The organism is Agrobacterium sp. SUL3 (assembly GCF_001263295.1).
Lineage (GTDB): Bacteria > Pseudomonadota > Alphaproteobacteria > Rhizobiales > Rhizobiaceae > Agrobacterium > Agrobacterium tomkonis.
In genome coordinates, this window is the sequence record NZ_KQ414511.1 from 51,277 (window position 1) to 74,230 (window position 22,954).

Here is a 22,954-nt window from a genome sequence, read left to right on the forward strand (position 1 = left end):
TTACCCCCCTCTGCCCTGCCGGGCATCTCCCCCTCAAGGGGGGAGATCAGCAAGACGCTCTACCGCCACTCCACTCTCAAGCTTCGAGATGGGCGAGACCTTGCCGCAGGTCGATCTCCCCCCTTGAGGGGGAGATGCCCGGCAGGGCAGAGGGGGGTGAGCCTCTAGCCGAAGCAGCAAATTACCGCTTCAACTCCCACGTCGTCGTCCGCTCCCCGGTCTCCTTGTCCTTGCCATCCTTCAGCTGAATCCCCTTCTCGGAAAGCTCGTCGCGCAACCGGTCCGCCTCCGCAAAGTTCTTCGCCTTCAGCATCTCAAGCCGCAACTCCACCAGCGCATCGACAGCCGAAACGATGGCCTCATCCACTTCCGCCTTCTTTGGCAAAACGCCGAGCAATGCGGCGCTGGCCGCAAAGGCCGGCAGCCTGGACGGGTCCACATTGGCGGCGTGGGCCAGGGCGTGCAGCGCCTGCACGGCGGCAACCGTGTTGAGATCGTCGGCAAGCGCTTCGAGCACGGTTTCATCCGGTGCCGCCTCTGAGGCATCGGCCGCAGGCCACTTGGAAAGCAGGCGTTCGGCTTCTTCCAGGCGCTTCACCGAAAAGTCGATCGGTTCGCGGTAATGCGTCATCAGCATCGCAAGGCGCAGAACCTCGCCCGGCCATTTCCGGCCGCCGAATTTCTCCGTATGCAGCAATTCGTAGATGGTCACGAAGTTGCCTTCGGACTTCGACATCTTGCGGCCTTCCACCTGCACGAAGCCGTTATGCATCCACACATTGGCCATGACATGCGTGCCATGGGCGCAGCGCGATTGTGCGATTTCGTTCTCATGATGCGGGAAGATGAGGTCGAGCCCGCCGCCGTGAATGTCGAACACCTCGCCGAGGTAGCGACCGGCCATGGCCGAGCATTCGATGTGCCAGCCGGGACGGCCACGGCCCCAGGGACTTTCCCAGCCCGGCTCATTGTGCGACGACAGTTTCCACAGCACGAAATCGCCTGATGTCTTCTTGTGGGCTTCCACCGCAACGCGTGCACCCGGCTGCTGTTCGTCCAGAGGCCGCTTCGAAAGCTGGCCGTAATCGGCCATCGACCGGGTGTCGAACAGCACCTCGCCGCCCGCCGTATAGGCATGGCCGCGGGCGATCAGTTTTTCGATGAGGTCGATCATCTCGGCAATATAGTCGGTGGCGCGCGGTTCGACGGTCGGCGGAAGGCAGCCGAGCATGGCCACATCCTCGTGGAACTGGTCGGCGGTCTTCTTCGTCACCGCATGGATGGCGTCGTTGAGCGGCAGATGCGGATAGTCGCGCAGCGCCCGCGCATTGATCTTGTCATCGAGGTCGGTGATGTTGCGGGCATAGGTCACATGGGTCTCGCCATAGACGTGACGCAGCAGCCGGTAGAGAACATCGAACACGATGACCGGGCGCGCATTGCCAATATGGGCAAAATCATAAACGGTCGGGCCGCAGACATACATGCGCACATTATCAGCATCGATCGGCGCAAATTCCGCCTTTTCGCGTGTCAGGGTATTGTGGAATTTGAGGCGCAAGGACATGCGGGTGTTCCCTAAAGGCAGTCAATTGTCCTGACCGGACCGTTTGTCTGTTGGACCTTGCGGGGAGACGAAAACGATCTGGCCGGCGGCGAACCAGCAAAATTTATTCAGCAGCAGGTGCAGATCGTTATTTTCATGTCTTGCCTTATGGCGCGGCGGTGCCGTCCGGTCAAGAGCATCCGTGGTGACTGCATCGGCTGCCGAAGCATGAAATAGTCACTCCGGCTGGCGGTAGTCCACGAATTTCCCGTCGCGCACGACAAAGAGCTTGCCGGTCTCGGTAAGCTCCGGCGAGGCAAGCGGAAGAATGGCGGCGGCAACCTCTGACGGATGCGGCACGGTGGCCGGGTCTTCGCCGGGCATGGCCTGGGCGCGCATTGCGGTGCGTGTGGCGCCGGGATTGATGCTGTTGATGCGCAGTGCGCTTTTTTCGGTCTCTGCGGCCCAGGTGCGGGCGAGTGCTTCCACCGCAGCCTTGGAGGTGGAATAGACACCCCAGAAGGGACGACAGCTATGCGCGGCACCCGAAGACAGGATCAGCGCGCGGCCAGCATCCGATCTCAGCAGCAGCGGTTCAACCGAGCGGATCAGCCGCCATGTGGCGGTGACATTGATGGTCATGACCCGCTCGAAGACCTTGGCCTCGATGTGGCCGACCGGCGAGATGACACCGAGAACGCCGGCATTGGCGACCAGAATATCGAGCTTGCCCCAGCGCTCGAATATATTGGCCCCCAGCGCATCGATGGCGTTCATGTCGGAGAGATCGAAGGGAACCAGCGTTGCAGTGCCGCCAACGGCCTTGATGGCGTCGTCCAACTCCTCAAGGCCGCCGACCGTGCGGGCGCAGGCGATGACATGCGCGCCGGCCTTGGCCAGTTCCAGCGCCGTGAAATAACCGATGCCGCGCGAAGCGCCGGTGACGAGCGCGATCCGGCCCTTGAGATTGATGGTCATGCTGCCCCTCCGAAATGATTGCGCCTCCTTTTACGAAGCCACAGCGGCCGGCTGCAAGCGATTAAATCGTCGCATGGGACGGCCTAAACAAAAGGCAAGAAAAAAGCGGCCCCGGAAGCCGGCGGCCGCTTGTTGTTTCGGGCTATCAGCCGTTGCTGGCCAGCATGGAAATCTTGCTGCCCATCGCCTCGCCATTCTGGTCGAGAAGGCGGGTCGGATAGTCGCCGGTGAAATAATGGTCCGTGAACTGCGGCCGCGCATGATTGCGATTCTCGCCGCCGACGGCGCGGTAAAGACCATCGATCGACAGGAAAGCCAGCGAATCGGCGCCGATGAATTTCGCCATCGCCTCGACATCGGCATATTGGTTGGCGAGCAGCTTGTCGGCATCAGGCGTGTCGATGCCGTAGAAATCCGGATGGAAAATCATCGGGCTGGCAACGCGGATATGAACTTCCTTGGCGCCGGCTTCGCGGATCATCTGCACGATCTTGACCGATGTCGTGCCGCGCACGATGGAATCATCCACCAGCACCACACGCTTGCCTTCGATCATCGCCCGGTTGGCCGAATGCTTCAGCTTGACGCCGAAAGCGCGGATCTGCTGCGTCGGCTCAATGAAGGTGCGGCCGACATAGTGGTTGCGGATGATGCCATATTCGAAGGGAATACCGCTTTCCTGCGCAAAACCGAGTGCTGCCGGCGTGCCGCCATCGGGAACCGGGACAACGACATCGGCTTCCAGCGGTGCTTCCTTGGCAAGGTTCATGCCCATGTTCTTGCGCGTCGTATAGACGTTGCGGCCGCCGACGACGGAATCGGGACGGGCGAAATAGACATATTCGAACAGGCAGAGACGTTCGGGCTGGGGCTTCGACGGTTTGCGCGCATCGATGGTGATCGAACCATCCGGCTGGATTTCGCAGATGATGACTTCGCCATTTTCCACGTCTCGGACGAATTTCGCGCCGATGATGTCGAGAGCGCAGGTTTCCGAGCAGAAAATCGGCTTGCCATCAAGCTCGCCCATGACCAGCGGGCGAATGCCGATCGGGTCGCGTGCGGCAATCAGCTTGGTGCGCGTCATGGCCAGCATCGAATAACCGCCTTCCATCTGGCGGATAGCATCGATGAAACGATCGGCGGTGGAGGAGTGGCGCGAGCGGGCGATGAGGTGCAGCACGACTTCGGTATCCGATGTCGACTGGCAGATGGCGCCGGTGGCGATGATCTGGCGGCGAAGCGTCAGGCCATTGGTGAAGTTGCCGTTATGGGCAATGGAAATACCGCCTTCTTCCAGTTCGGCAAACAGCGGCTGCACGTTGCGCATCGCCACTTCGCCCGTGGTGGAATAACGGGTGTGGCCAATGGCGATGGAGCCGGGCAGGCGGGCAAGCGTTGCGGGATCGGTATAATGATCGCCGACGAGGCCCATATGGCGTTCCTGATGGAAGCGCTTGCCATCGAAAGAGACGATGCCCGCCGCTTCCTGGCCGCGATGCTGAAGCGCATGCAGGCCGAGAGCGGTCAGCGCCGAGGCATCGGCATGGCCGAGAATGCCGAAAACGCCGCACTCTTCATGCAGCGTGTCGCCGTCGATCTCTTCCTTGAAAGTGGCCCCAGGGAACGGGGAATGCGAAAGCGGCTCAATCATCCGGCTTGCCCTTGCTCTCTAACGAGAAAAAAGAAAGACCTCTCCGGTGAGCTTGTCTCCCGGTCGGCCTGTCTGTGTCGTGCTTGATATTTAGCACAAATAGCGCGCCTTGCATGCATTGCAAGGCGCGACACTGTGTCAATTATTCGTTGCCGGCGGATTTGTTGCCGGCACATCTTCCGCAGGCGCCTGCGCAGCTGTCGGTTCCTGCGGCTTTCCAAGGATACGGGCGCGAATCTGCGGCTCGATATCGTCAGGCAACACTGCCTCCAGCTTGCCCACCAGCCCATCGAGGAAGGGCTTGGACTTGGCCTGCGTCACCCATTCCGGCTGCGTCTTCACATCCACCAGCCAGTTCCAGAAGGCGACTGCGACGACGAGCAGCAGAATGCCGCGCGCCGCGCCGAACAGGAAACCGAGCGTGCGATCCAGCGCGCCGATGCGGCTGTCTATGATGAAATCGGCAATGCGCGAGGTGATAAAGGAGATGACGATGAGCGAGACGAGAAAAACCACGCCCGCCGAACCGGCAATGGCGATCTTGTCGTCATCGGTATAGTTGCGCGCATAGGGCAGCAGAACGGGATAGAGATAATAGGCGGCGGCGACCGAACCCGCCCAGCTCGCGATCGACAGAATCTCACGGGAAAAGCCGCGCACCATCGCGAGAACGGCGGAGAAAAGAACAACGGCGATGACGATGCCGTCGAAAATTGTAATGGGCATATACCAACTCCGGAGGTGCGACGCCTTGTCAGGCGCTGCCTTGCCAATTTTGCGATCCTCTTACACCACTGTTTCCCTTGGCGAAAGGATCAATATTCGTCGTCCTCAACCTGTTTGAACCGGTTGCCGGAGCCAGCGATGCGCGCCACGAGGTCTGGCAGGCTTTCAATTTCCGTCCAGCGACCCTTGCCCGCTTTCGGCAATTCAGCCGAACCAGACGGCAGAAGTGCGGCGGAAAAACCAAGTTTTTCAGCTTCTTTCAATCGCTGCACCGTGTGCGCCACCGGCCGTACCGCGCCCGAGAGGCTGATTTCGCCGAAATAGACGCAATCGGCGGGCAGGGCAAGACCGGCAAGCGAGGAAACAAGTGCGGAGGCAATCGCCATATCCGCCGCCGGTTCGGAAATACGGTATCCGCCGGCGACATTCAGGTAAACGTCATGCTGGCCAAGCTTCACGCCGCAATGGGCCTCCAGCACGGCAAGGATCATGGCAAGCCGCGAACTGTCCCAGCCGACCACGGCGCGGCGCGGCGTACCGAGCGAGGTGGCGGCGACCAGCGCCTGCACTTCAACAAGCACTGGACGGGTGCCTTCGATGCCGGCAAAAACCGCCGCACCCGGCGATTTCTCGTTGCGCTCGCCCAGAAACAGTTCGGAGGGATTGGACACTTCCCTGAGGCCGCGATCCGACATTTCGAACACGCCGATCTCATCCGTCGGTCCAAAGCGATTCTTGACGGTGCGCAGGATGCGGTAGTGGTGACCGCGATCGCCCTCGAAATAAAGCACAGCGTCGACCATGTGCTCCACCACGCGTGGACCGGCGATCTGGCCTTCCTTGGTCACATGCCCCACAAGCACCATGGTCGCACCCGTCTGCTTGGCAAAACGGATCATCGCCTGCACGCCGGTACGCACCTGCGTTACCGTGCCGGGCGCGGAATCGGCCGTGTCGCTCCACAACGTCTGGATGGAATCGATGATGATGAGATCGGGCCGCTTGCCCTCGGAAACCGTCGCCAGAATATCCTCGACATTGGTTTCAGCAGCCAGCAGCACATCGGTTTCCGCCGCCTCCAGACGCTGAGCGCGCAGGCGCACCTGCGCCACCGCCTCTTCGCCCGAGACATAGATGACGCGGTGACCGCGCCGCGACAGGGCCGCCGCCGCCTGCATCAGCAAGGTCGATTTGCCGATACCCGGATCGCCGCCGATCAGGACCGCCGAACCGCGCACAAAACCGCCGCCGGTCGCCCGGTCCAGTTCGCTGATGCCGGTCGGAATGCGCGGCGCTTCCTCGATCTCGCCGGAAAGCGAGGTGAGCGTGACGGCGCGACCCTTTTTGGGCGTCTTGCCCGGCCCGGAGCCGATGCCGCCCATCGGGTCCTCTTCGACGATGGTATTCCACTCGCCGCAGCCTTCGCATTTTCCCGCCCAGCGGGTGTGAACCGTGCCGCAGTTCTGGCACACGAATTGGGTCTTGGCTTTGGCCATCTTATGTCAGTTTTCTTCTGCTACGTCTTCAGCGCCAATGTGTTGATGGCCATGGACGATGCGCAATATGCGCAATTCGTTTTCTTTTACGCGAAAATAGATGCAGCGATTTTTATGATTTACGGCACGAAGACCGCTGCTGATCCAGTCACGGGAAACTCCGGTGAGCCCCAGTTGCGCTGTGTCCCTGATTTTCCGCTCGATGGCCGACACGAGCTGTTCGCCGGCGACCGGATTTTTGTCCTCCAGAAATTTATAGATATAGATGAGATCGCGAATAGCCCGCGATGACAGGGAATAGGTGCGGGCCTTTATCACTTTTCGTTTCTGGCGCGTTCGATGATGTAGGCGGTCAGGTCATCATCCGCCGTAAACGTCACATAGTCACCCCGTTCGAACTCCTCGTCGGCTTCCCGGATCATTTTCCGAAGCTCGGTAAGTCTGCCTTCATCACTGCTCAGCAATTGCAGGCTCGCATGAATGACGGCGTCCGCGTCGCTGTAGACACCCGCCGCCACCTGCTCCTCAATGAACTTCTCGTCCTGCTCGCTCAAATGGATTTCGGGCATTTCGATCTCCTTTTGTTCTCTTGTAGCACAGGTAGCTTCCGCTTTCCAAGAGCCAAGGCTACGGCTTAATCGTCGGCCATCAGATATTGCCGCTCATAGCGCAGGCCAAGCCCTGTCAGCATTTCATAGCCGATGGTGCCGGCCGCCCGTGCGGTCTCGTCGACCGGCACGTTGGGACCAAAAAGCTCGATATAGTCGCCGCTGCGAATGGCATTAACAGGCACATCCGTGACGTCGAAAATGGTCAGGTCCATGGTTACGCGGCCGGCAACGGGCACCTTGTAACCATTCACGACGCCATAAGCGCCGCCATGGCCCATTTCGCGCAGCGGAATGCCGGAGCCGGACAGCGAACGCTGGTACCCATCCGCATAACCGACGGCAGCGATGGCAAGCCGGCTGGCGCGCTTGAGCAGGAAGCTGCCGCCATAGCTGACGGTCTGGCCTTCTCCGGCCTCGCGTATCTGAATGATCCGCGCCTCGGCCGTGGCGACAGGCCGCATGGGGTTGGACATATCGTTGACCGCTTCGCCGCCATAAAGAGCAATGCCGGGGCGGGTGAGGTCGAAATGATAGTCGGGACCGAGAAAGATACCGGCGGAAGCCGAAAGGCTTGATTCGATACCTTCGAAAGCCGCGCTAACCCTGCGGAATGATTCGAGCTGGACCCTGTTCATCGGCGAAGATGGCGTGTCGGCGCAGGCGAGATGCGACAGCACCAGAACCGGATCGAAACTCGCCGGCCGGGTAACGTCATCGGCCAGAAACAGGGCGTCGTCGAGCGGCAGCCCGAGGCGATTGAAGCCGGTGTCCACATGCAGCGCGCAGGGGTGGTCGCCCCGCTCGGCAACTGTCGCCATCCAGAAGGACAGCTGTTCCTCGGAGGCCAGCACCGGCACCAGATCATTGTCGAAGACCTGCCGTTCCTGGCCCTGCCAGATGCCAGAGAGCACGAAGATGCGCGCTTCCGGGGCATAGGAACGCAACGTCGCGCCCTCGGCCACCGTTGCCACGAAGAAATCCCGCGCGCCGGCATGGTAGAGCGTCGCGCCGCAATCCTCGATACCGAGACCATAGGCATCGGCCTTGACGACAGCCGCCGTCCGCGCCTTGCCGGAACGCTTCTTCATGTCCCGCCAATTGTCGGCGAGCGCGCCGAGATCGATGGTCAGCCTCAGTGGCGCGTGTTCGAAAGCGTCGGTTTCGTTTTCAGCAAATGTATCTTCGAAGTCGTCTGTCATGCCATGCGTCCGGTTGATTTTGGAACCGGCCAGACCCTAGCACTTTTGTTCAAGACGGTAAGGATCGAATGCTTTAAACTCGGCTCATGCACAATGTTTCGCAGGAACAGGCCATAGATGCCATGCCGATTGCCGCGACGGAAACGACACGTTTCTGGCGCGACCGGCGTTTCGGCGGCATGGAATGTCTGAGCGCGACGTTTCTCACCCATGAATATTCCCCGCACGCGCATGACACGTTCTCGATCGGTGCGATCGAAAGCGGCTCGCAGATTTCCACCATTCAGGGCACCACCGAACAGACGGGGCCGGGGCATCTTTATCTCATCAACCCGGATGAGGTTCACGACGGCGCGCCGGGCGGCGGCGGTTATCGTTATCGGATGATCTATCCCGACAGCTTGCTGTTGCGTGATGTCATCGAGGATGTCACGGGCAGGGCCTTTCACGGCACACCGTCTTTCCCGAGGTTTCTGCCGCGCGATCCCCAGATGGCCGCGGCCTTCCAGATGGCGCACCGGCGGCTGGAGACGAAATCCGGAGCGCTGGAAGCGGATGAGGGCATGTTCTCGGTTCTCGCCACCCTCTTCGGCAGGCACGGCAGCGCCATCATACTGCCGGTCGAAACCCGCGAAAAAACGGCGGTCTATACCGCTCGCGACTATCTTGCCGACAACTACGAGACCGATATAGGCCTGGAGGAGCTGGCCTCTATCGCGGGTCTCAGCCGCGCCCATCTCATCCGGGCTTTCAGGAAGGAATTTCACATTACGCCGCATGCCTATCTGACGGATGTTCGCATCCGGCAGGCGCGCCGCCTTCTGCGCGCCGGCGAGATGCCGGCCGAGGTGGCGGCGCTGTGCGGGTTTGCCGATCAGGCGCATTTCACCCGGCATTTCAAGGCGCGCACCGGCGTCACGCCGGGGCAATTTCGGACGGCTTGATCTGCTGCCCTGTTTTCCTTCACCCGACGTCACTTTCATTCAAGACCGGGAGACTTTCCAGGCGTAATCGCACTCTTCTGAATGGGAGGATGGGATGTCCGTATCGGAAAAACGTGCCGAATTTACCGCGGGGCTCAGGGCCGCTGCCCCGCTATTGGTTGCCATGGTGCCGATCGGCGTCGTGTTCGGCGCAGTCGCCATCGGCAAGGGTCTGTCGCCGCTGGAAGCGTCGCTGATGTCGTTGCTGGTTTTTGCCGGCGGCTCGCAATTCGTCGCCATGGATCTCTGGACCCATCCGGCGAGCTGGAGCGCACTCGGTTTTGCCGCGTTGCTGGTCAATCTGCGCCATGTGCTGATGAGCGCTTCCATCGCCGGCAAGCTGGATGATTTTACCGGCTGGCGAAAATATGCGGCCATGCTGGTGCTGACGGATGAGTCCTGGGCGCTGTCGGAGTTTCGGGCAATGACTGCAAATTTGACCGCAGCCTTTTTTATCGGCGCGGCGCTGCCGATCTATCTGCTCTGGAATTTAAGCACACTTGCAGGCGCGCTGCTCGGCTCGGTCATGGGCGACATGTCGATCCTCGGTCTGGATTTCGCTTTCCCGGCCGTCTTCATCGTGTTGCTCATGGGTTTCTGGAAGGGCAGGGAGACGGGCTTTGTGTTGCTGGCAAGCGCATCCGCCGCCTGCCTCACCTATGCGCTGGTTCCCGGCGCCTGGTATATTGCCGCCGGTGCCCTGGCGGGACTTGCCGTCGCAGCCTTCGGTCACGAAGAACAGGCGGAGCAGCCGGCATGACGCTTGATGTCAATACCCTGCTGACGATCCTTGCCATGATGGCGGCAACAGTCGCCACACGGCTTGGCGGCCTGCTGCTGGTCAGCCATTTTACCCTGACGCCGCGCCTGAAGAAGGCGCTCGGCGTGGTGCCGCCCGCCGTTCTGATGGCCGTTGTCACGCCGACTGCACTTGCGAGCGGGCTGGCAGAAACCATCGCCTGCGCGGTAACCGCGGTTGCGGCGCTGCGTCTCAGCCTGCTGCCGGCAGCCACGCTCGGCGTCGTCACCGTGGCGCTGCTGCGCGGAATCGGATTGTAAGAAAATCCTGCCAAGGCCCTGAAAAGACTCCATCCGGTCCCATATTGAAATGGGGGGTGTGAGGGCGAAAACCGTTTCGCCCTCACCATCCGGTTCGGATCAATGCTCCTCGTACTGGCTGAAGGACGGGTCGGCCAGATCGGCGAAGCGGGTAAATTCGGACTGGAAGGCGAGTTTCACTGTGCCGGTCGGTCCGTGACGCTGCTTGGCGATGATGACATCCGCCGTGCCCTTCACCCGGTCGAAATGGTTTTCCCATTCTGCGTATTTCGGGTCGGCGGGATCGCGCGGCTCCATGTTCTTGACGTAATATTCCTCACGGAACACGAACAGCACCACGTCGGCGTCCTGCTCGATGGAGCCGGATTCACGCAGGTCGGAAAGCTGCGGGCGCTTGTCCTCGCGGCTTTCCACCGCACGGGAGAGCTGTGACAGTGCGATGATGGGAACGTTGAGTTCCTTGCCAAGTGCCTTGAGGCCCGTGGTGATCTGGGTAATTTCCTGCACGCGGTTTTCGCCGCCCTTGCCGCCGCCGGTCATCAGCTGAATATAGTCGACGACCAGAACATCGAGGCCGCGCTGGCGCTTCAGACGGCGCGCACGGGCGGAAAGCTGGGCGATGGAGATACCACCGGTCTGGTCGATGTAAAGCGGCACCTTCTGCATCATCTGGGAGCAGGCGACGAGCTTTTCGAAATCCGCCTCGGTGATGTCACCACGACGGATTTTCGAGGAGGAGACTTCCGTCTGCTCGGAAATGATACGGGTGGCCAGCTGTTCGGACGACATTTCGAGTGAATAGAAGCCGACGACGCCGCCGTTTTTCGCCTTGAAAGAACCATCGGGCTGCACTTCCTGGTCGTAGGATGCCGCGATGTTATAGGCGATGTTGGTGGCCAGCGAGGTTTTGCCCATACCCGGACGACCCGCAAGCACGATAAGGTCGGAGCGCTGCAGGCCGCCCATGCGGGCGTCGAGCGAATGAATGCCGGTGGAAATACCGGAAAGATTGCCGTCACGTTCGAAAGCGGCGCCCGCCATGTCGATCGCCAGCGCCACCGCATCGTTGAACGACTGGAAGCCGCCGTCGTAACGGCCTGTTTCCGCCAGTTCGAACAGACGGCGCTCGGTGTCTTCGATCTGCGCCTGCGGCGGCATGTCGAGCGGCGCGTCAAAGGCGATGTTGACCACATCCTCGCCGATCTGGATCAACGCGCGGCGCAAAGCCAGATCGTAGATCGCCCGGCCGTAATCCTCGGCGTTGATGATCGACACAGCTTCTGCGGCCAGACGCGCAAGATATTGCGCCACCGTCAGGTCGCCGATCTTGTCGTCGGCGGGCAGGAAGGTCTTGATCGTCACCGGATTGGCGGTCTTGCCCATGCGGATGATATCGCCCGCCACCTCGAAAATCTTGCGATGCAGGGCTTCGTAGAGATGCACGGGCTTAAGGAAATCCGACACACGGTAATAGGCGTCGTTATTGACGAGGATGGCGCCAAGCAGCGCCTGTTCGGCCTCGATATTGTTCGGCGCCTCGCGGTAATGCGGTTCTGCGGGGGTGATCTTTCTCACAGCGTCGTTCATGGTTTGCGCGATCTCCCTTGCCTTGTCCTTAAACCTTGGGTTTGGCTTCCTGGGGCATGGCAGTCAATGATATTGTTGCAACACTATACGGCAGGCTGACGTCCGCTCTGTTAAAGCTGGATCACATCTTCAGTTGTCCCCAGCAATCCACAGGCGGGTGAGGACAGGGTGCCGGAATTTTCCGGCAACGTGATTCGCTGCCATGAGTTTACCGCATGGCAGACCCGGCATGAAAGAAACTTGAAAATCGTCAGGCTTGCGAATAAATAGGCAGTAAATAAGTAGTGTGCTAATTATAAGGCTTGCTGACATGTCCCGCGAGACCGACAAGGAACAGCTTCTTGATGAGGTTTCCGCTTTTACCCGCAAACTGCGCGCGTTTTTTGATGCGCGGGTAGGGGAAAGCGGCCTGACGCTGGCGCGTGCGCGTGCGCTTTTTGCCCTGTCGAGGCGCGGCCCGCTGACGCAGACCGAGCTTGCCGAAGAAATGGAAATCGAAACTCCGACGCTGGTGCGGGTTCTCGATGGCATGGAAAAACAGAACCTCATCGAACGCCGCTCCGATGAAAACGACCGCCGTGCCAAACGCATCCACATGACGGAAGAGGGTGAGAAGACCTCCGGCACGGTGCAGGCTGTGGCAAAGACGCTGCGCTCGGAAATCACCGCCGATATTTCATCTGAGGATCTGGCCATGGCGCTGGATGTGATGCGCCGTCTTTCGGCCAATCTGCAAAACCTTGCGGCCGGGAGGGTGCAATCGTGAGCACCGTGTTGCCGCAGACCACGGACGAGGCTGCCTCTGAAAAGGATGTGACTGTTGTCAGGCCGGAGGAAACCGTGGCTGTCCCCCAAACGGCGAGCGATGCCGATGGTGGTGGGATCGCGACGGAGCCCGCTGTTCCCGCCGCACCGCAGCCGGTTGAGCGGCCGGTGTGGCTGCGGCTGTGTTTCATCTTTGCGGGCCTGTCGTTCTTCATAACCCAGGGCCTTGGCATGAACCTCGTCATGGCCAATATCTACCAGCTTCAGGGCGAATTTTCCGCCACGGTGGCTGAGGTGGCCTGGCTTTCCGCCGCCTATATGGCGCCCTATGCCACCTTCTCCATCGCGCTCTTCAAGATCAGGGCGCAATATGGCCTGCGGCCCTTTGCCGAACTCTCGATCATCGCCTTCGTGGTTGCCTCCTGTCTCAACCTCTTCGTGACGGACCTGCATTCGGCAACCGTCATCCGTTTCGTCAGCGGCATGGCCGCCGCGCCGATTTCGTCACTGGGCTTTCTCTATATTCTTGAAGCATTTCCACCGGCGCGAAAATTCTCGCTCGGCTTCAGCATCGCGTTGACCGGCACGTTGCTGTCGGCACCCATCGCGCGCATCGTTTCGCCCTCCCTGCTGGAAATCGGCGGCTGGAACGCACTCTATTCCATGGAGGTGGGTTTTGCGCTGATCTCCTTCGCCATGATCTATGTGTTGAAAGTCACGCCGCCGCCGCGCGCCAAAGTCATCGAGCGCGTGGATATTCTGAGCTATCTGCTGTTTGCTGGCGGTCTCGGCTGTCTTGCGGTGATGCTGACACTCGGCCGGTTTTACTGGTGGTTCGAAACATGGTGGCTGGGCGTGCTTCTGGCGACGTCGATCGCGCTCCTCGCGCTCATGGCCTTCATAGAATTGCCGCGCAAGAACCCGCTGCTCGACCTGCGCTGGATTTTCTCGAAAACCAACCTGCATGTTATCGCAGTCCTGCTCGTCTATCGTGCGGTCTCCTCCGAGCAATCCTCAACGGCGGTCGGTTTTTACCAGCAGCTTGGTCTGCTGAACGAGCAGACGACAACGCTTTATGCGCTGGTGCTGCTGGCGACGGTGCTTGGCGGTGCGGCTTGTGCCTGGCTGATGTTGACGAAATATGTCGAAACGGCCCATGTGATCGCGTTGGCGCTGATTACCGCCGGCTCGTTCATGGACAGCCAGTCCACCAATCTGACGCGGCCGGGTGAAATGTATCTCAGCCAGATGATGATCGCCTTCGGCGCCGCCATGTTCCTGCCGCCCGTCATGTCCAAGGGTTTTGCCGCAGCACTTGCCAGAGGCGCGCCTTATCTGGTGAATTTCATCGCCATCTTTCTGTTTACACAGATCACGGGCTCGATGCTGATGACCGGGCTGCTCGGCAGTTTCGTGACGCTGCGCGAAAAATTCCATTCCAATGTTCTGGTGGAAAATATCCTGCTCACCAACCCCGTGGTCGCTCAGCGCGTATCCCAGCTTTCCGGTGCCTACAGCCATGTCATCACCGATCCGGCGCTGCTGAAGGCAGAGGGGCTGTCGCTTCTGGGACAGCAGGTCAGCAGGGAGGCCTATGTGCTCGCCTATAACGACACGTTCCTGCTGATATCAGTTGTTTCGGCGCTGGCACTGGCCGCGCTTTTGCTCCACCTTGCCTGGATGCGCATCCGTCCGTTCCTTCTCCGGGATAATGTCGATGCCGGACCGGCACCACAGTCTTGAACATTCCAAGAGTGACAAAATGCTGAAGAAGTTTTTTACCCCCGTTTCCATTCTCGTACTGCTCGGCGGCCTCGCCGGCATAGCACTCGTGCTTTACGCCTGGCGGCTGCCGCCGTTTCTTTCCACCGTGGAAATGACTGACAATGCCTTCGTGCGCGGCTACGTCACCACCATGAGCCCGCAGGTCAGCGGCTATGTGGTGGACGTACCCGTCAAGGATTATCAGGAAGTCAAACAAGGCACGTTGCTGGCAAAGATCGATGACCGCATCTACCGCCAGAAACAGGCGCAGGCGGCTGCATCGCTCGATACGCAAAAGGCAGCGCTCGATAATTCCCGCCAGCAGGAAAACGCCGCCAATGCCAATATTCTTTCCAGCCAGGCGGCTGTCGATGCCGCTGAGGCCTCTCTGAAGCAGGCACAGCTCGCATCCGACCGGCAGGATAATCTCATCAAAAGCGGCGTCGGAACCTCCAGCCTGCAGGAAGAGGCGCATGCCGCGCTTGAAAAGGCGCGGGCATCCCTGTCACAGGCGAAAGCCGCGCTCGAGGTTTCGCGCCAGGACTTGCAGACGATCATCGTCAACCGCAGCTCCCTGCAGGCGGCGGTCGCCAATGCCGAAGCCGCCGTCGAACTCACCAGGATCGATCTTGAGAATACTGAAATCCATGCACCGGTGGACGGCAGGCTCGGTGAAGTCGGTGTGCGCACCGGTCAATATGTCACGGCCGGCACACAATTGATGGCGGTCGTGCCGCATGATGTCTGGGTCATCGCCAACTTCAAGGAAACCCAGCTCGCCGGTATGCAGATCGGCCAGCCGGTGACGATCTCGGTGGATGCTCTGCACCGCCGTAAGCTCAACGGCCGTGTCGAGCGGTTCTCGCCGGCCACCGGATCGGAATTCGCCGTCATCAAGCCGGACAATGCGACCGGCAATTTCGTGAAGATCGCCCAGCGCCTTGGCGTTCGCATCGCGATCGATGCGGATCAGCCGCTGGCGACGGAACTGTCGCCGGGCATGTCAGTCGTGGTGCATGTGGATAAGAGCGTGGCGCCGGAAGGGGCGGAGACGGCGGCGAAGTAGTTGGCTGTGGAGCGTGTGATTCACCCCCCTCTGCCCTGCCGGGCATCTCCCCCTCAAGGGGGGAGATCGACTCGCGGTCAGGTCTCACCCATCTCAACCGTTGCGAATGGAGTGTTGGCAGCGCCTGTTGCCGATCTCCCCCCTTGAGGGGGAGATGCCCGGCAGGGCAGAGGGGGGTAAACCTCTCCACACAGTCAACGCAACAAAAAACCCCGGATGTCGCCATCCGGGGTTTTCCTATGGCCGTTAAGCCAGATCTTATTCGTCGTCGCCGTTGCCGTCAGCTTCCGGATCGAAGAAGTCTTCCGGACGCAGTGCGTCTTCGTCAACGCCGTAGATGGCGTCGGCGGAGGTGAGGCTTTCGCCCTTGGACTGGCGTTCGGCTTCTTCGGCGGAACGGGCAACGTTCAGTTCGACCTGAAGCTCGACTTCGGCGTGCAGGTGCAGGGTAACGTTGTGCAGGCCGATGGTCTTGATCGGCGTGTTCAGTTCAACCTGGTTGCGGCCGATGTTGAAGCCTTCTGCGCCGAGGATTTCGACGACGTCGCGGGCAGCAACAGAACCGTACAGCTGACCGGTTTCGCCAGCCGAACGGACGACGATGAAGGACTTGCCTTCGAGTGCTTCGGCAACCTTCTGGGCTTCCGACTTGCGCTCGAGGTTACGGGCTTCAAGCGTTGCGCGCTCGGTTTCGAAGCGGGTCTTGTTGGCGGCGTTGGCGCGCAGCGCCTTGCCCTGCGGCAGCAGGAAGTTACGGGCATAACCGTCGCGAACCTTGACGGTTTCGCCCATCTGGCCGAGCTTGTTGATGCGTTCGAGAAGAATAACGTCCATCTTCTTGATCCTTTCTATGTGTTGGTTTCGTTCGAATTATCGGTTTTCCGTGCAGGCGTCAGCGAGATCGTGCTGCGCACGTCGCTCAAGCCGAGCACGAGAATGATGAACAGCGGAAAAACAAAGACCGCCGAGAGATAAGCGAGGATGAGAACCGGCAGTCGCCAGTCCTTTCCGCGCGCTTTTTTATGCAACGAGGCATAACCTGCCATCAGGAAACCCGCGCCGAAGGTGCCGCAGATGACCGCGCCAACCATGGCGGCGACGCCCCCGAAGAACATGGCCACGATACCGGCCAGAAAGATGAAGATCGCGTTGCGGTGCATGCGCAGCGCGGAAGCAATGTCCTCGCGCGGGCGAAGGCCCTTGCCGAAGGAACCGACCAGCCGGGTTGCGAAATAATAGGCCGCAAACAAGAGGATGACCCACAGGCCGCCCTGAACGATCGGCAGCATCAGCACCAGCAGCGATTTCGTCTGGGCCAGCGCCTCGGCATTGGGCTCGAACAGGGGTTCGCGGTTCTGCACCGAGGTCATCATGATATCGACCATGCGGGCGACGAGATCGGGGCCGTAGCCAATCATCCAGCCGAGAATAATGACGGCGATGCAGACCAGAATACACAGATGCAGGACGATGCCGGACAGCGGATACCAGGCAAGCAGATCATCCGGGCCGCCGAGCTCGGAGGCCGGACGCGCCAGATTGGCAAGATGCGAAAGCCAGCCCGCCGGGATCAGTGTGAAAATGGCGATGGTCAGCGCGAAAAGCGGCGACATGACCAGCGCGCCGATGATGGCCGTGGTGATGATTGCGACGATGGCGGCGCGATTGCCCCAGCCCATCCCGGCGATGAAGATCGGCATGGCCGACCCGGCATAAAGCAGGAAGGAAAAGGACGACTGTGCCGTTGCGCCAAGCGTCAAAAACGCGGCGCATATGCCGGCGAGAACGCCGGAGATCAGCACTGTCTGGTTCAACTTTTGCACTTCGCTGTCCTGCTGAAACTTAAGCAGTTAGAGGATCGCTCCTGAGAGCCTCATCCCCAACATGGGTTTTATGGTATCGATCCGCGCCCAACGCGGAAGGATTTGGAAGCCTTCAACCTACTGCTTAGAAGGCAGTAGCTTCAAAGGAGAAAGCGAGGCCGCGCCAAAACGCAGCCTCGCTTCAATTCATTACGCTACGACGTAAGGCAGCAGGCCGAGGAAACGGGCGCGCTTGATCGCCTGGGCGAGTTCGCGCTGCTTCTTCTGGGAAACGGCCGTGATGCGGGAAGGAACGATCTTGCCGCGCTCGGAAATGTAGCGCTGCAGCAGACGAACGTCCTTGTAGTCGATCTTCGGAGCGTTGGCGCCGGAGAAGGGGCACGTCTTGCGACGGCGGTGGAACGGGCGGCGTGCCTGGGAAGAGGATGTATCAGCCATTGGTCAATTCTCCTTATGCACGGTCTTCGCGCGGACGGCGCGGACGGTCTTCGCGGTCGCCGAAGCCACCTTCGCGCGGTGCGCGGGGGCCACGATCTTCACGCGGGCCACGGTCCGGACGGTCGCCGTCACGGCGCGGACGGTCGTCGCGATCGCGCTTCTGCATCATCGCGGACGGGCCTTCTTCGTGGGCTTCGACGGCGATGGTCATGTAGCGAAGAACGTCTTCGTTGATGCGCATCTGGCGCTCGACTTCATGAACTGCAGCCGCCGGAGCGTCGATGTCCATGAGAGCGTAGTGAGCCTTGCGGTTCTTCTTGATGCGGTAGGTGAGGGACTTCAGACCCCAGTTCTCGACGCGTCCGACTTTACCGCCGAACGATTCGATAACGCCCTTGTACTGCTCGACAAGTGCGTCGACCTGCTGGGCAGAAATATCCTGCCGGGCAAGGAAGATGTGTTCGTAAAGAGCCATTTAAGCTTTGCCTTTCTTGCGTTTCGTTCTTCACCCGGCAACGGCGCTAAGCCTCAACGACTGCTCTTGGGTTAGGCTGTGAAGCCTTAAAGCAAGAAAAGCGTTGTTCGAGACGGTCGAGAGCGGAGACACGGGAGGCCGGAAAAACCTTATGGTTCCTGCTGTTTCGTTACCGAAACCAGCCCTCCGTTCAGCCACCAGCCAATTGGACCGGGTGTTGTGAACAGCGCGCTTATACGGATTTTCGGATAAATAGCAACCACTTTCCCGAGTTCCCTCTCGGAAACGTCATCTAGTGTGCCGTGCGCTGCCGCTGGGTCAGCCTGTCACAGTGGGTTCGAAATCCTGTTTGGCCGAGTTCCATGTTCTGTTGACGAAGGCGGAGTTGGCCTTGATCGCCCGCCCAAGCTTCTCGGTTCTCTGTTGCCACGGCGGCGTGATTTTGAGAAGGGCTTCAAAGGGACGCGTGCTGCGCAGCGCCTCCGCGATAAGCGGCCATGTCATTTTTCCGCCCCGCCCGTGATGCAATATGTCGGCGATGACGCAGCATTGCGCGGCCGGTCTGTTGTGCATGTCCACGCGTTTTTCCGCCCTTTTCATGAAGGATTTGAACGTCGCGACCATTTGTGAAACCTGCACCTCCCGGGCCGCTTGTGACTGAACCGTCCAATGGATGAACCGCGTTGCCGCAATCACTTCGGCGTCTTCCACCTCGGCAAGCGTTGGATTGAGATAACTCATCAACGGCTTTGTTGTTTGTGGGTTTTCGAGTTCGGTTGATCGGCCCAGCCCGTCAAGGGCGTGGACATGGCCGTTCTTGATACTGAGATGCGGAAAATAATCGACAGCATCAGCGAGAGTCAGCAGTTTGCGCAGATACTGAACGAAATCGCCTTCTTCGACATGGGCGGCAAACTGGCCGAAGCCGAAAGTGAAAGCCGCCCGGTCATAGCTGTTGAGGGTAAGGAAATTACGCCCCTCACAAATGGCCGTTGGCTCCACGAATTCGGCCCAGAAGCCGAAAGCGCCGGTAAAATCATGAGCCTTATAGTCTAGTTTCGGCAGCCTGCTGCCCGCAAAAATATTATACAGCCCAATATTGCCCTCATAGGGCACGCGCCGGCCCACGAAGAAGCTCGGGCCACCGTCTGCGGAGGCGGAAAAATCGTTGCCGTTGCGGATGATTTTATAGAGATATGCCATGTCGTTACCCGTTCCGGAAAGGCGCAGGTCATCGATCTGAAAGATGGCTTTCAGGATGAGCGACGTTGCGCGTTATGAAATACATGACTGCCAATGGCGCAGCTTTGCGGAACGCGGAACTTTGCTTGCCCACCATGCATATAGCATACATAAGCGGATAAACTTTTAAAGTGTATTTTTTACGGTCGCTATTTCTAATTTAGTAATGTGACGCGGCCAGGAAGGCCACGTCACAGCAAAATCAGATCGCCATCGGATATTTCCGATGGATCGCCGCGATCCCTTTGAGCACGTCATCCGACAAGGTCACGTCGGCGGCGGCAATATCCACCTTCAGCTGTTCCATAGTCGTCGCACCAATGATGGCCGAGGCCATGAAGGGGCGGGTGAGGCAGAAGGCGATGGCGAGTTGTGCCGGGTCGATCCCATGCTCGGCGGAAAGCTCCAGATAGGCTTTGACCGGCGCTTCCTGGTGTGGCTGCAGGCGGCCGCCGAGCTCCCTGTTGATCGTGCCGCGGGATCCCGCAGGATATGCGCCGTTCTGGTATTTGCCGGTGAGAAGCCCGGCCGCCAGTGGCGAATAGGCGAGAAGGCCGACATCCTCGTGATGGGCGACTTCCGACATGTCCAGATCGAAGCTGCGATAGAGCAGGTTATATTCGTTCTGGATGGTGGCGACGCGCGGCAGGCCGCGGGCCTCGGCGATGTCGATATATTTCTGCGTGCCCCACGCACTTTCGTTGGAAAGGCCGATGGCGCGGATCTTGCCGGCTTTCACCAGTTCACCCAGCGTATCGAGCTTTTCAGTGATTTCGGCGAGCGTGCGCTCCTTGTCCTGACCAGAGGCATCGAAACCCCAGGCGCCGCGGAAGTGATAGGTGCCGCGATTCGGCCAGTGGATCTGGTAAAGGTCGATATAGTCCGTCTTCAGACGCGTGAGGCTGGTATCGACGGCCTCGCGGATGGCGGCGGCATCGATATCGCGGCCACCGCGAATATAATCGCGTCCCGAACCGGCAACCTTGGTGGCGAGCACGACCTGATCGCGCTTGCCGGTCTTTTCGAACCATGTGCCGATATAGTCTTCCGTCCGCCCCTGGGTTTCAGCGGAAACGGGGGTGGTAGGGTAAAGCTCGGCCGTATCGAAGAAATTGACGCCGTTCGCAACGGCGTAGTCCATCTGCGCATGTGCTTCGGCTTCGGTATTCTGTGTGCCCCACGTCATGGTGCCAAGGCAAATTTCGGACACGGAAATACCCGTGCGGCCCAATAGTCGATGTTTCATGGAAATGTCCCGGTGCTTGGCGAGATGTTTTGAAGGGTGGCATGAAAGTAATGGGGAATTGCCGCAGTGCAAGAAAAAATATGATGAAAAGGCAGGGGAAAACAGGTCGGCAAAACTCCGGAGAAGGGCCTGCCATAGGGCCTCAAGCCTTGACTTCGCTGGCGGGAATGTGAATGGAAGTCGCAGGAATAAAGGCAAGGCCAGAAAAGAAGGACCACATCCCATGGGTATTGCATTCACATTTCCCGGTCAGGGAAGCCAGGCCGTCGGCATGGGCAAGGAGCTTGCCGATACCTATGCAGAGGCGCGCGCCGTGTTCGAGGAAGTAGACGAGGCGCTTGGCCAGAAGCTTTCCGATATCATGTGGAACGGCCCGGAAGAGACGCTGACGCTGACGGCGAACGCCCAGCCAGCCCTCATGGCGGTGTCCATGGCGGTCATGCGGGTTCTCGAAGCGCGTGGCCTGAAGCTCTCCGACGCTGTCTCCTATGTCGCCGGCCATTCGCTTGGCGAATATTCGGCGCTCTGTGCTGCCGGCACTTTTTCGATTGCCGATACCGCGCGGCTTCTACGCATCCGCGGCAACGCCATGCAGGCCGCCGTGCCTGTCGGCGAAGGCGCAATGGCCGCGATCATCGGGCTGGAACATGATGTTGTTTCGGCAATCTGCGAGGAGGCCGGCATTCTTGGCGTCTGCCAGATCGCCAATGATAATGGCGGCGGTCAGCTGGTCATCTCCGGCTCCAGGGCCGCCGTCGAGAAAGCCGCCGCGATCGCTTCCGAAAAAGGCGCCAAGCGCGCCATCATGCTGCCAGTTTCCGCGCCCTTCCACTCCGCGCTGATGGCGCCGGCCGCAGAAGCGATGCGCGAGGCGCTGGCCAAGGTTGAAAAGAACAATCCGGTCGTGCCTGTTATCGCCAATGTGCGCGCCGCTCCTGTTTCCGATGCCAATGAGATCGCTGCCCTGCTGGTCGAACAGGTGACGGGTCAGGTGCGCTGGCGCGAAACGGTTGAGTGGTTCGCCGCCAACAACGTGACCCAGCTTTACGAGATCGGCTCCGGCAAGGTGCTGACGGGCCTTGCCCGCCGCATCGACAAGACGGTGAACGGCGTTGCCGTCAACGGTGCAGCCGATATCGACCAGCTTCTTGCCACTCTTATCGGCTGAGACGGGCTTCGCCCCGCAACGGCTTTATTTTTGACAATTCCCGACGCAGAACCGCAAAAGCTCCTGCAGGATTTGCTCTAAAGAAGGAACGGACCATGTTAGATCTGACAGGCCGCAAGGCTCTCGTAACCGGCGCGACCGGTGGCATCGGCGAAGAAATCGCCCGCCTTCTGCACAAACAGGGCGCAACCGTCGGCCTGCATGGCACGCGCGTTGAAAAGCTCGAGGCGCTGGCGGCGGAACTTGGCGATCGCGTCAAGATCTTCCCGGCTAACCTTGCCGACCGCGCCGAGGTCAAGGCTCTTGGCGAAAAGGCCGAAGCCGAGCTGGAGGGCGTCGATATTCTCGTCAACAATGCCGGCATCACCAAGGACGGCCTCTTCGTGCGCATGAGCGACGAGGACTGGGACAACGTCATCGAAGTGAACCTGACCGCGATGTTCCGCCTGACGCGTGAGCTGACGCATCCGATGATGCGCCGCCGTTTCGGCCGCATCATCAACATCACCTCCATCGTCGGCGTCACCGGCAATCCCGGCCAGGCCAACTATTGCGCCTCCAAGGCCGGCATGATCGGTTTTTCGAAGTCGCTGGCGCAGGAAATCGCCACCCGCAACGTCACCGTCAACTGCGTGGCGCCGGGCTTCATCGAAAGCGCCATGACCGGCAAGCTGAATGACAAGCAGAAAGACGCCATCATGGGCGCCATTCCCATGAAGCGCATGGGGACGGGAGCGGAAGTCGCATCCGCCGTTCTTTACCTGGCTTCCAATGAAGCCGCCTACATGACCGGCCAGACCCTGCACGTCAACGGCGGCATGGCGATGATCTGAGGGCGCTTCAAAGGCGTCTTGAAAAGATTGCGGCGCTATTTCAGCACCTTCTTGGGTGCCTGGCGCCGCAAGGCCCCGCCGGCCGGTTTCCGGCGAAATTGCCTGTCATACGCTGTGCTTAGCGCGTTTTCAGGCTTTTCGACCGATTGAAACCGTGTTAAGCGGGCCAAGACTGTGAACAGTCGTCCCGGAGAGACAGGAAGCCGTTGCGATTTTGCGTGACGATGTCTAGCTTGGACCGGGTTGAACGGGTTTGCCAGCGGTGCCGGATTTGAACGGCGCATGAGGGCTTCTA

General features: G+C 59.9%; 23 protein-coding genes. 8 read left to right on the plus strand and 15 right to left on the minus strand.

Features of this window, described 5'->3' with window-relative positions:
• Window positions 1-181: 181 nt before the first annotated feature.
• The 8 genes from cysS to alr all read right to left on the minus strand — a co-directional run bounded on the left by cysS (window position 182) and on the right by alr (window position 8,210).
• Window positions 182-1,567, minus strand: coding sequence for a cysteine--tRNA ligase (gene cysS / locus AKG12_RS21390; protein ID WP_052820339.1), 1,386 nt, complete (start codon window positions 1,565-1,567; stop codon window positions 182-184).
• Between the two features lie 216 nt (window positions 1,568-1,783).
• Window positions 1,784-2,524, minus strand: a complete 741-nt coding sequence (locus tag AKG12_RS21395) for an SDR family NAD(P)-dependent oxidoreductase (protein WP_046798793.1) — start codon at window positions 2,522-2,524, stop codon at window positions 1,784-1,786.
• A gap of 145 nt (window positions 2,525-2,669) precedes the next feature.
• On the minus strand, window positions 2,670-4,178 hold the full coding sequence (gene purF, locus AKG12_RS21400) for an amidophosphoribosyltransferase (RefSeq protein ID WP_003502024.1): 1,509 nt from the start codon (window positions 4,176-4,178) through the stop codon (window positions 2,670-2,672).
• 138 nt (window positions 4,179-4,316) lie between these two features.
• Entirely contained in the window at window positions 4,317-4,904 is a 588-nt protein-coding gene (locus AKG12_RS21405) for a CvpA family protein (RefSeq protein WP_046798795.1), read from the minus strand.
• A gap of 89 nt (window positions 4,905-4,993) precedes the next feature.
• Window positions 4,994-6,400: a DNA repair protein RadA gene (gene radA / locus AKG12_RS21410; protein ID WP_046798796.1), complete on the minus strand. Its 1,407-nt coding sequence runs from the start codon at window positions 6,398-6,400 to the stop codon at window positions 4,994-4,996.
• A 6-nt stretch (window positions 6,401-6,406) separates the two neighbouring features.
• Window positions 6,407-6,718 carry a type II toxin-antitoxin system RelE/ParE family toxin gene (locus tag AKG12_RS21415; protein WP_052820340.1) on the minus strand — a complete coding sequence of 104 codons (312 nt, stop codon included), beginning with the start codon at window positions 6,716-6,718 and terminating at the stop codon, window positions 6,407-6,409.
• Window positions 6,715-6,969: a type II toxin-antitoxin system ParD family antitoxin gene (locus AKG12_RS21420; RefSeq protein WP_052820341.1), complete on the minus strand. Its 255-nt coding sequence runs from the start codon at window positions 6,967-6,969 to the stop codon at window positions 6,715-6,717. Before AKG12_RS21420 ends, AKG12_RS21415 begins: the two co-directional genes overlap by 4 nt.
• A 65-nt stretch (window positions 6,970-7,034) precedes the next feature.
• On the minus strand, window positions 7,035-8,210 hold the full coding sequence (gene alr, locus AKG12_RS21425) for an alanine racemase (protein WP_052820342.1): 1,176 nt from the start codon (window positions 8,208-8,210) through the stop codon (window positions 7,035-7,037).
• An 86-nt stretch (window positions 8,211-8,296) separates the two neighbouring features.
• On the opposite strand from alr, the gene AKG12_RS21430 reads away from it, so the two are divergent.
• From AKG12_RS21430 to AKG12_RS21440, 3 genes are all read left to right on the plus strand, one after another.
• Complete coding sequence (locus tag AKG12_RS21430) at window positions 8,297-9,154, plus strand: AraC family transcriptional regulator (protein WP_052820343.1); 858 nt, start codon at window positions 8,297-8,299, stop codon at window positions 9,152-9,154.
• Between the two features lie 94 nt (window positions 9,155-9,248).
• Window positions 9,249-9,953 (plus strand): AzlC family ABC transporter permease, encoded by a 705-nt coding sequence (locus tag AKG12_RS21435; RefSeq protein ID WP_052820344.1) that lies wholly within the window; start codon window positions 9,249-9,251, stop codon window positions 9,951-9,953.
• A complete protein-coding gene (locus AKG12_RS21440) occupies window positions 9,950-10,252 on the plus strand; it encodes an AzlD family protein (protein ID WP_052820345.1) in 303 nt (100 codons plus the stop codon). The genes AKG12_RS21435 and AKG12_RS21440 overlap by 4 nt, the downstream gene beginning before the upstream one ends.
• A 99-nt stretch (window positions 10,253-10,351) precedes the next feature.
• Here the strand turns inward: AKG12_RS21440 and AKG12_RS21445 are convergent, their stop codons facing one another.
• Window positions 10,352-11,839, minus strand: a complete 1,488-nt coding sequence (locus tag AKG12_RS21445; RefSeq protein WP_046798803.1) for a replicative DNA helicase — start codon at window positions 11,837-11,839, stop codon at window positions 10,352-10,354.
• Window positions 11,840-12,149: 310 nt separating this feature from the next.
• On the opposite strand from AKG12_RS21445, the gene AKG12_RS21450 reads away from it, so the two are divergent.
• The 3 genes from AKG12_RS21450 to AKG12_RS21460 are packed head-to-tail and all read left to right on the plus strand — an operon-like array spanning window position 12,150 to window position 15,434.
• On the plus strand, window positions 12,150-12,605 hold the full coding sequence (locus tag AKG12_RS21450) for a MarR family winged helix-turn-helix transcriptional regulator (RefSeq protein WP_046798804.1): 456 nt from the start codon (window positions 12,150-12,152) through the stop codon (window positions 12,603-12,605).
• Window positions 12,602-14,347, plus strand: coding sequence for an MFS transporter (locus tag AKG12_RS21455; protein WP_052820346.1), 1,746 nt, complete (start codon window positions 12,602-12,604; stop codon window positions 14,345-14,347). Before AKG12_RS21450 ends, AKG12_RS21455 begins: the two co-directional genes overlap by 4 nt.
• A 19-nt stretch (window positions 14,348-14,366) precedes the next feature.
• Window positions 14,367-15,434, plus strand: a complete 1,068-nt coding sequence (locus AKG12_RS21460) for an HlyD family secretion protein (RefSeq protein WP_046798964.1) — start codon at window positions 14,367-14,369, stop codon at window positions 15,432-15,434.
• A 258-nt stretch (window positions 15,435-15,692) separates the two neighbouring features.
• Here the strand turns inward: AKG12_RS21460 and rplI are convergent, their stop codons facing one another.
• From rplI to AKG12_RS21490, 6 genes are all read right to left on the minus strand, one after another.
• A complete protein-coding gene (gene rplI / locus AKG12_RS21465; RefSeq protein WP_046798806.1) occupies window positions 15,693-16,268 on the minus strand; it encodes a 50S ribosomal protein L9 in 576 nt (191 codons plus the stop codon).
• Window positions 16,269-16,282: 14 nt separating this feature from the next.
• Complete coding sequence (locus AKG12_RS21470) at window positions 16,283-17,257, minus strand: hypothetical protein (protein ID WP_052820347.1); 975 nt, start codon at window positions 17,255-17,257, stop codon at window positions 16,283-16,285.
• Window positions 17,258-17,446: 189 nt separating this feature from the next.
• The gene (gene rpsR, locus AKG12_RS21475) at window positions 17,447-17,695 is read right to left on the minus strand and encodes a 30S ribosomal protein S18 (RefSeq protein WP_003496832.1); all 249 of its coding nucleotides are present in this window, start codon (window positions 17,693-17,695) and stop codon (window positions 17,447-17,449) included.
• A gap of 13 nt (window positions 17,696-17,708) precedes the next feature.
• Entirely contained in the window at window positions 17,709-18,170 is a 462-nt protein-coding gene (rpsF, locus tag AKG12_RS21480; protein ID WP_003496829.1) for a 30S ribosomal protein S6, read from the minus strand.
• A 318-nt stretch (window positions 18,171-18,488) separates the two neighbouring features.
• Entirely contained in the window at window positions 18,489-19,373 is an 885-nt protein-coding gene (locus AKG12_RS21485; RefSeq protein ID WP_052820348.1) for a hypothetical protein, read from the minus strand.
• A gap of 241 nt (window positions 19,374-19,614) precedes the next feature.
• Window positions 19,615-20,658, minus strand: a complete 1,044-nt coding sequence (locus AKG12_RS21490; RefSeq protein WP_052820349.1) for an aldo/keto reductase — start codon at window positions 20,656-20,658, stop codon at window positions 19,615-19,617.
• A 223-nt stretch (window positions 20,659-20,881) separates the two neighbouring features.
• Between AKG12_RS21490 and fabD the strand changes: the two genes are divergently transcribed.
• The gene (fabD, locus tag AKG12_RS21495; protein ID WP_052820350.1) at window positions 20,882-21,826 is read left to right on the plus strand and encodes an ACP S-malonyltransferase; all 945 of its coding nucleotides are present in this window, start codon (window positions 20,882-20,884) and stop codon (window positions 21,824-21,826) included.
• A 95-nt stretch (window positions 21,827-21,921) separates the two neighbouring features.
• Complete coding sequence (gene fabG, locus AKG12_RS21500; protein ID WP_006314577.1) at window positions 21,922-22,659, plus strand: 3-oxoacyl-[acyl-carrier-protein] reductase; 738 nt, start codon at window positions 21,922-21,924, stop codon at window positions 22,657-22,659.
• Window positions 22,660-22,954 lie beyond the last annotated feature (295 nt).

Excerpts from the sequence above, each read along its gene's own strand:
- AKG12_RS21430 (WP_052820343.1), top strand. The coding sequence starts at position 8,297 with ATGCACAATGTTTCGCAGGAACAGGCCATAGATGCCATGCCGATTGCC.
- rpsR (WP_003496832.1), bottom strand. The coding sequence starts at position 17,695 with ATGGCTGATACATCCTCTTCCCAGGCACGCCGCCCGTTCCACCGCCGT.
- rplI (WP_046798806.1), bottom strand. The coding sequence starts at position 16,268 with ATGGACGTTATTCTTCTCGAACGCATCAACAAGCTCGGCCAGATGGGC.
- AKG12_RS21485 (WP_052820348.1), bottom strand. The coding sequence starts at position 19,373 with ATGGCATATCTCTATAAAATCATCCGCAACGGCAACGATTTTTCCGCC.
- rpsF (WP_003496829.1), bottom strand. The coding sequence starts at position 18,170 with ATGGCTCTTTACGAACACATCTTCCTTGCCCGGCAGGATATTTCTGCC.
- AKG12_RS21490 (WP_052820349.1), bottom strand. The coding sequence starts at position 20,658 with ATGAAACATCGACTATTGGGCCGCACGGGTATTTCCGTGTCCGAAATT.
- purF (WP_003502024.1), bottom strand. The coding sequence starts at position 4,178 with ATGATTGAGCCGCTTTCGCATTCCCCGTTCCCTGGGGCCACTTTCAAG.
- alr (WP_052820342.1), bottom strand. The coding sequence starts at position 8,210 with ATGACAGACGACTTCGAAGATACATTTGCTGAAAACGAAACCGACGCT.
- AKG12_RS21405 (WP_046798795.1), bottom strand. The coding sequence starts at position 4,904 with ATGCCCATTACAATTTTCGACGGCATCGTCATCGCCGTTGTTCTTTTC.
- AKG12_RS21440 (WP_052820345.1), top strand. The coding sequence starts at position 9,950 with ATGACGCTTGATGTCAATACCCTGCTGACGATCCTTGCCATGATGGCG.
- AKG12_RS21445 (WP_046798803.1), bottom strand. The coding sequence starts at position 11,839 with ATGAACGACGCTGTGAGAAAGATCACCCCCGCAGAACCGCATTACCGC.
- AKG12_RS21395 (WP_046798793.1), bottom strand. The coding sequence starts at position 2,524 with ATGACCATCAATCTCAAGGGCCGGATCGCGCTCGTCACCGGCGCTTCG.
- AKG12_RS21435 (WP_052820344.1), top strand. The coding sequence starts at position 9,249 with ATGTCCGTATCGGAAAAACGTGCCGAATTTACCGCGGGGCTCAGGGCC.
- AKG12_RS21450 (WP_046798804.1), top strand. The coding sequence starts at position 12,150 with ATGTCCCGCGAGACCGACAAGGAACAGCTTCTTGATGAGGTTTCCGCT.
- radA (WP_046798796.1), bottom strand. The coding sequence starts at position 6,400 with ATGGCCAAAGCCAAGACCCAATTCGTGTGCCAGAACTGCGGCACGGTT.
- AKG12_RS21420 (WP_052820341.1), bottom strand. The coding sequence starts at position 6,969 with ATGCCCGAAATCCATTTGAGCGAGCAGGACGAGAAGTTCATTGAGGAG.
- AKG12_RS21460 (WP_046798964.1), top strand. The coding sequence starts at position 14,367 with ATGCTGAAGAAGTTTTTTACCCCCGTTTCCATTCTCGTACTGCTCGGC.
- fabD (WP_052820350.1), top strand. The coding sequence starts at position 20,882 with ATGGGTATTGCATTCACATTTCCCGGTCAGGGAAGCCAGGCCGTCGGC.
- cysS (WP_052820339.1), bottom strand. The coding sequence starts at position 1,567 with ATGTCCTTGCGCCTCAAATTCCACAATACCCTGACACGCGAAAAGGCG.
- fabG (WP_006314577.1), top strand. The coding sequence starts at position 21,922 with ATGTTAGATCTGACAGGCCGCAAGGCTCTCGTAACCGGCGCGACCGGT.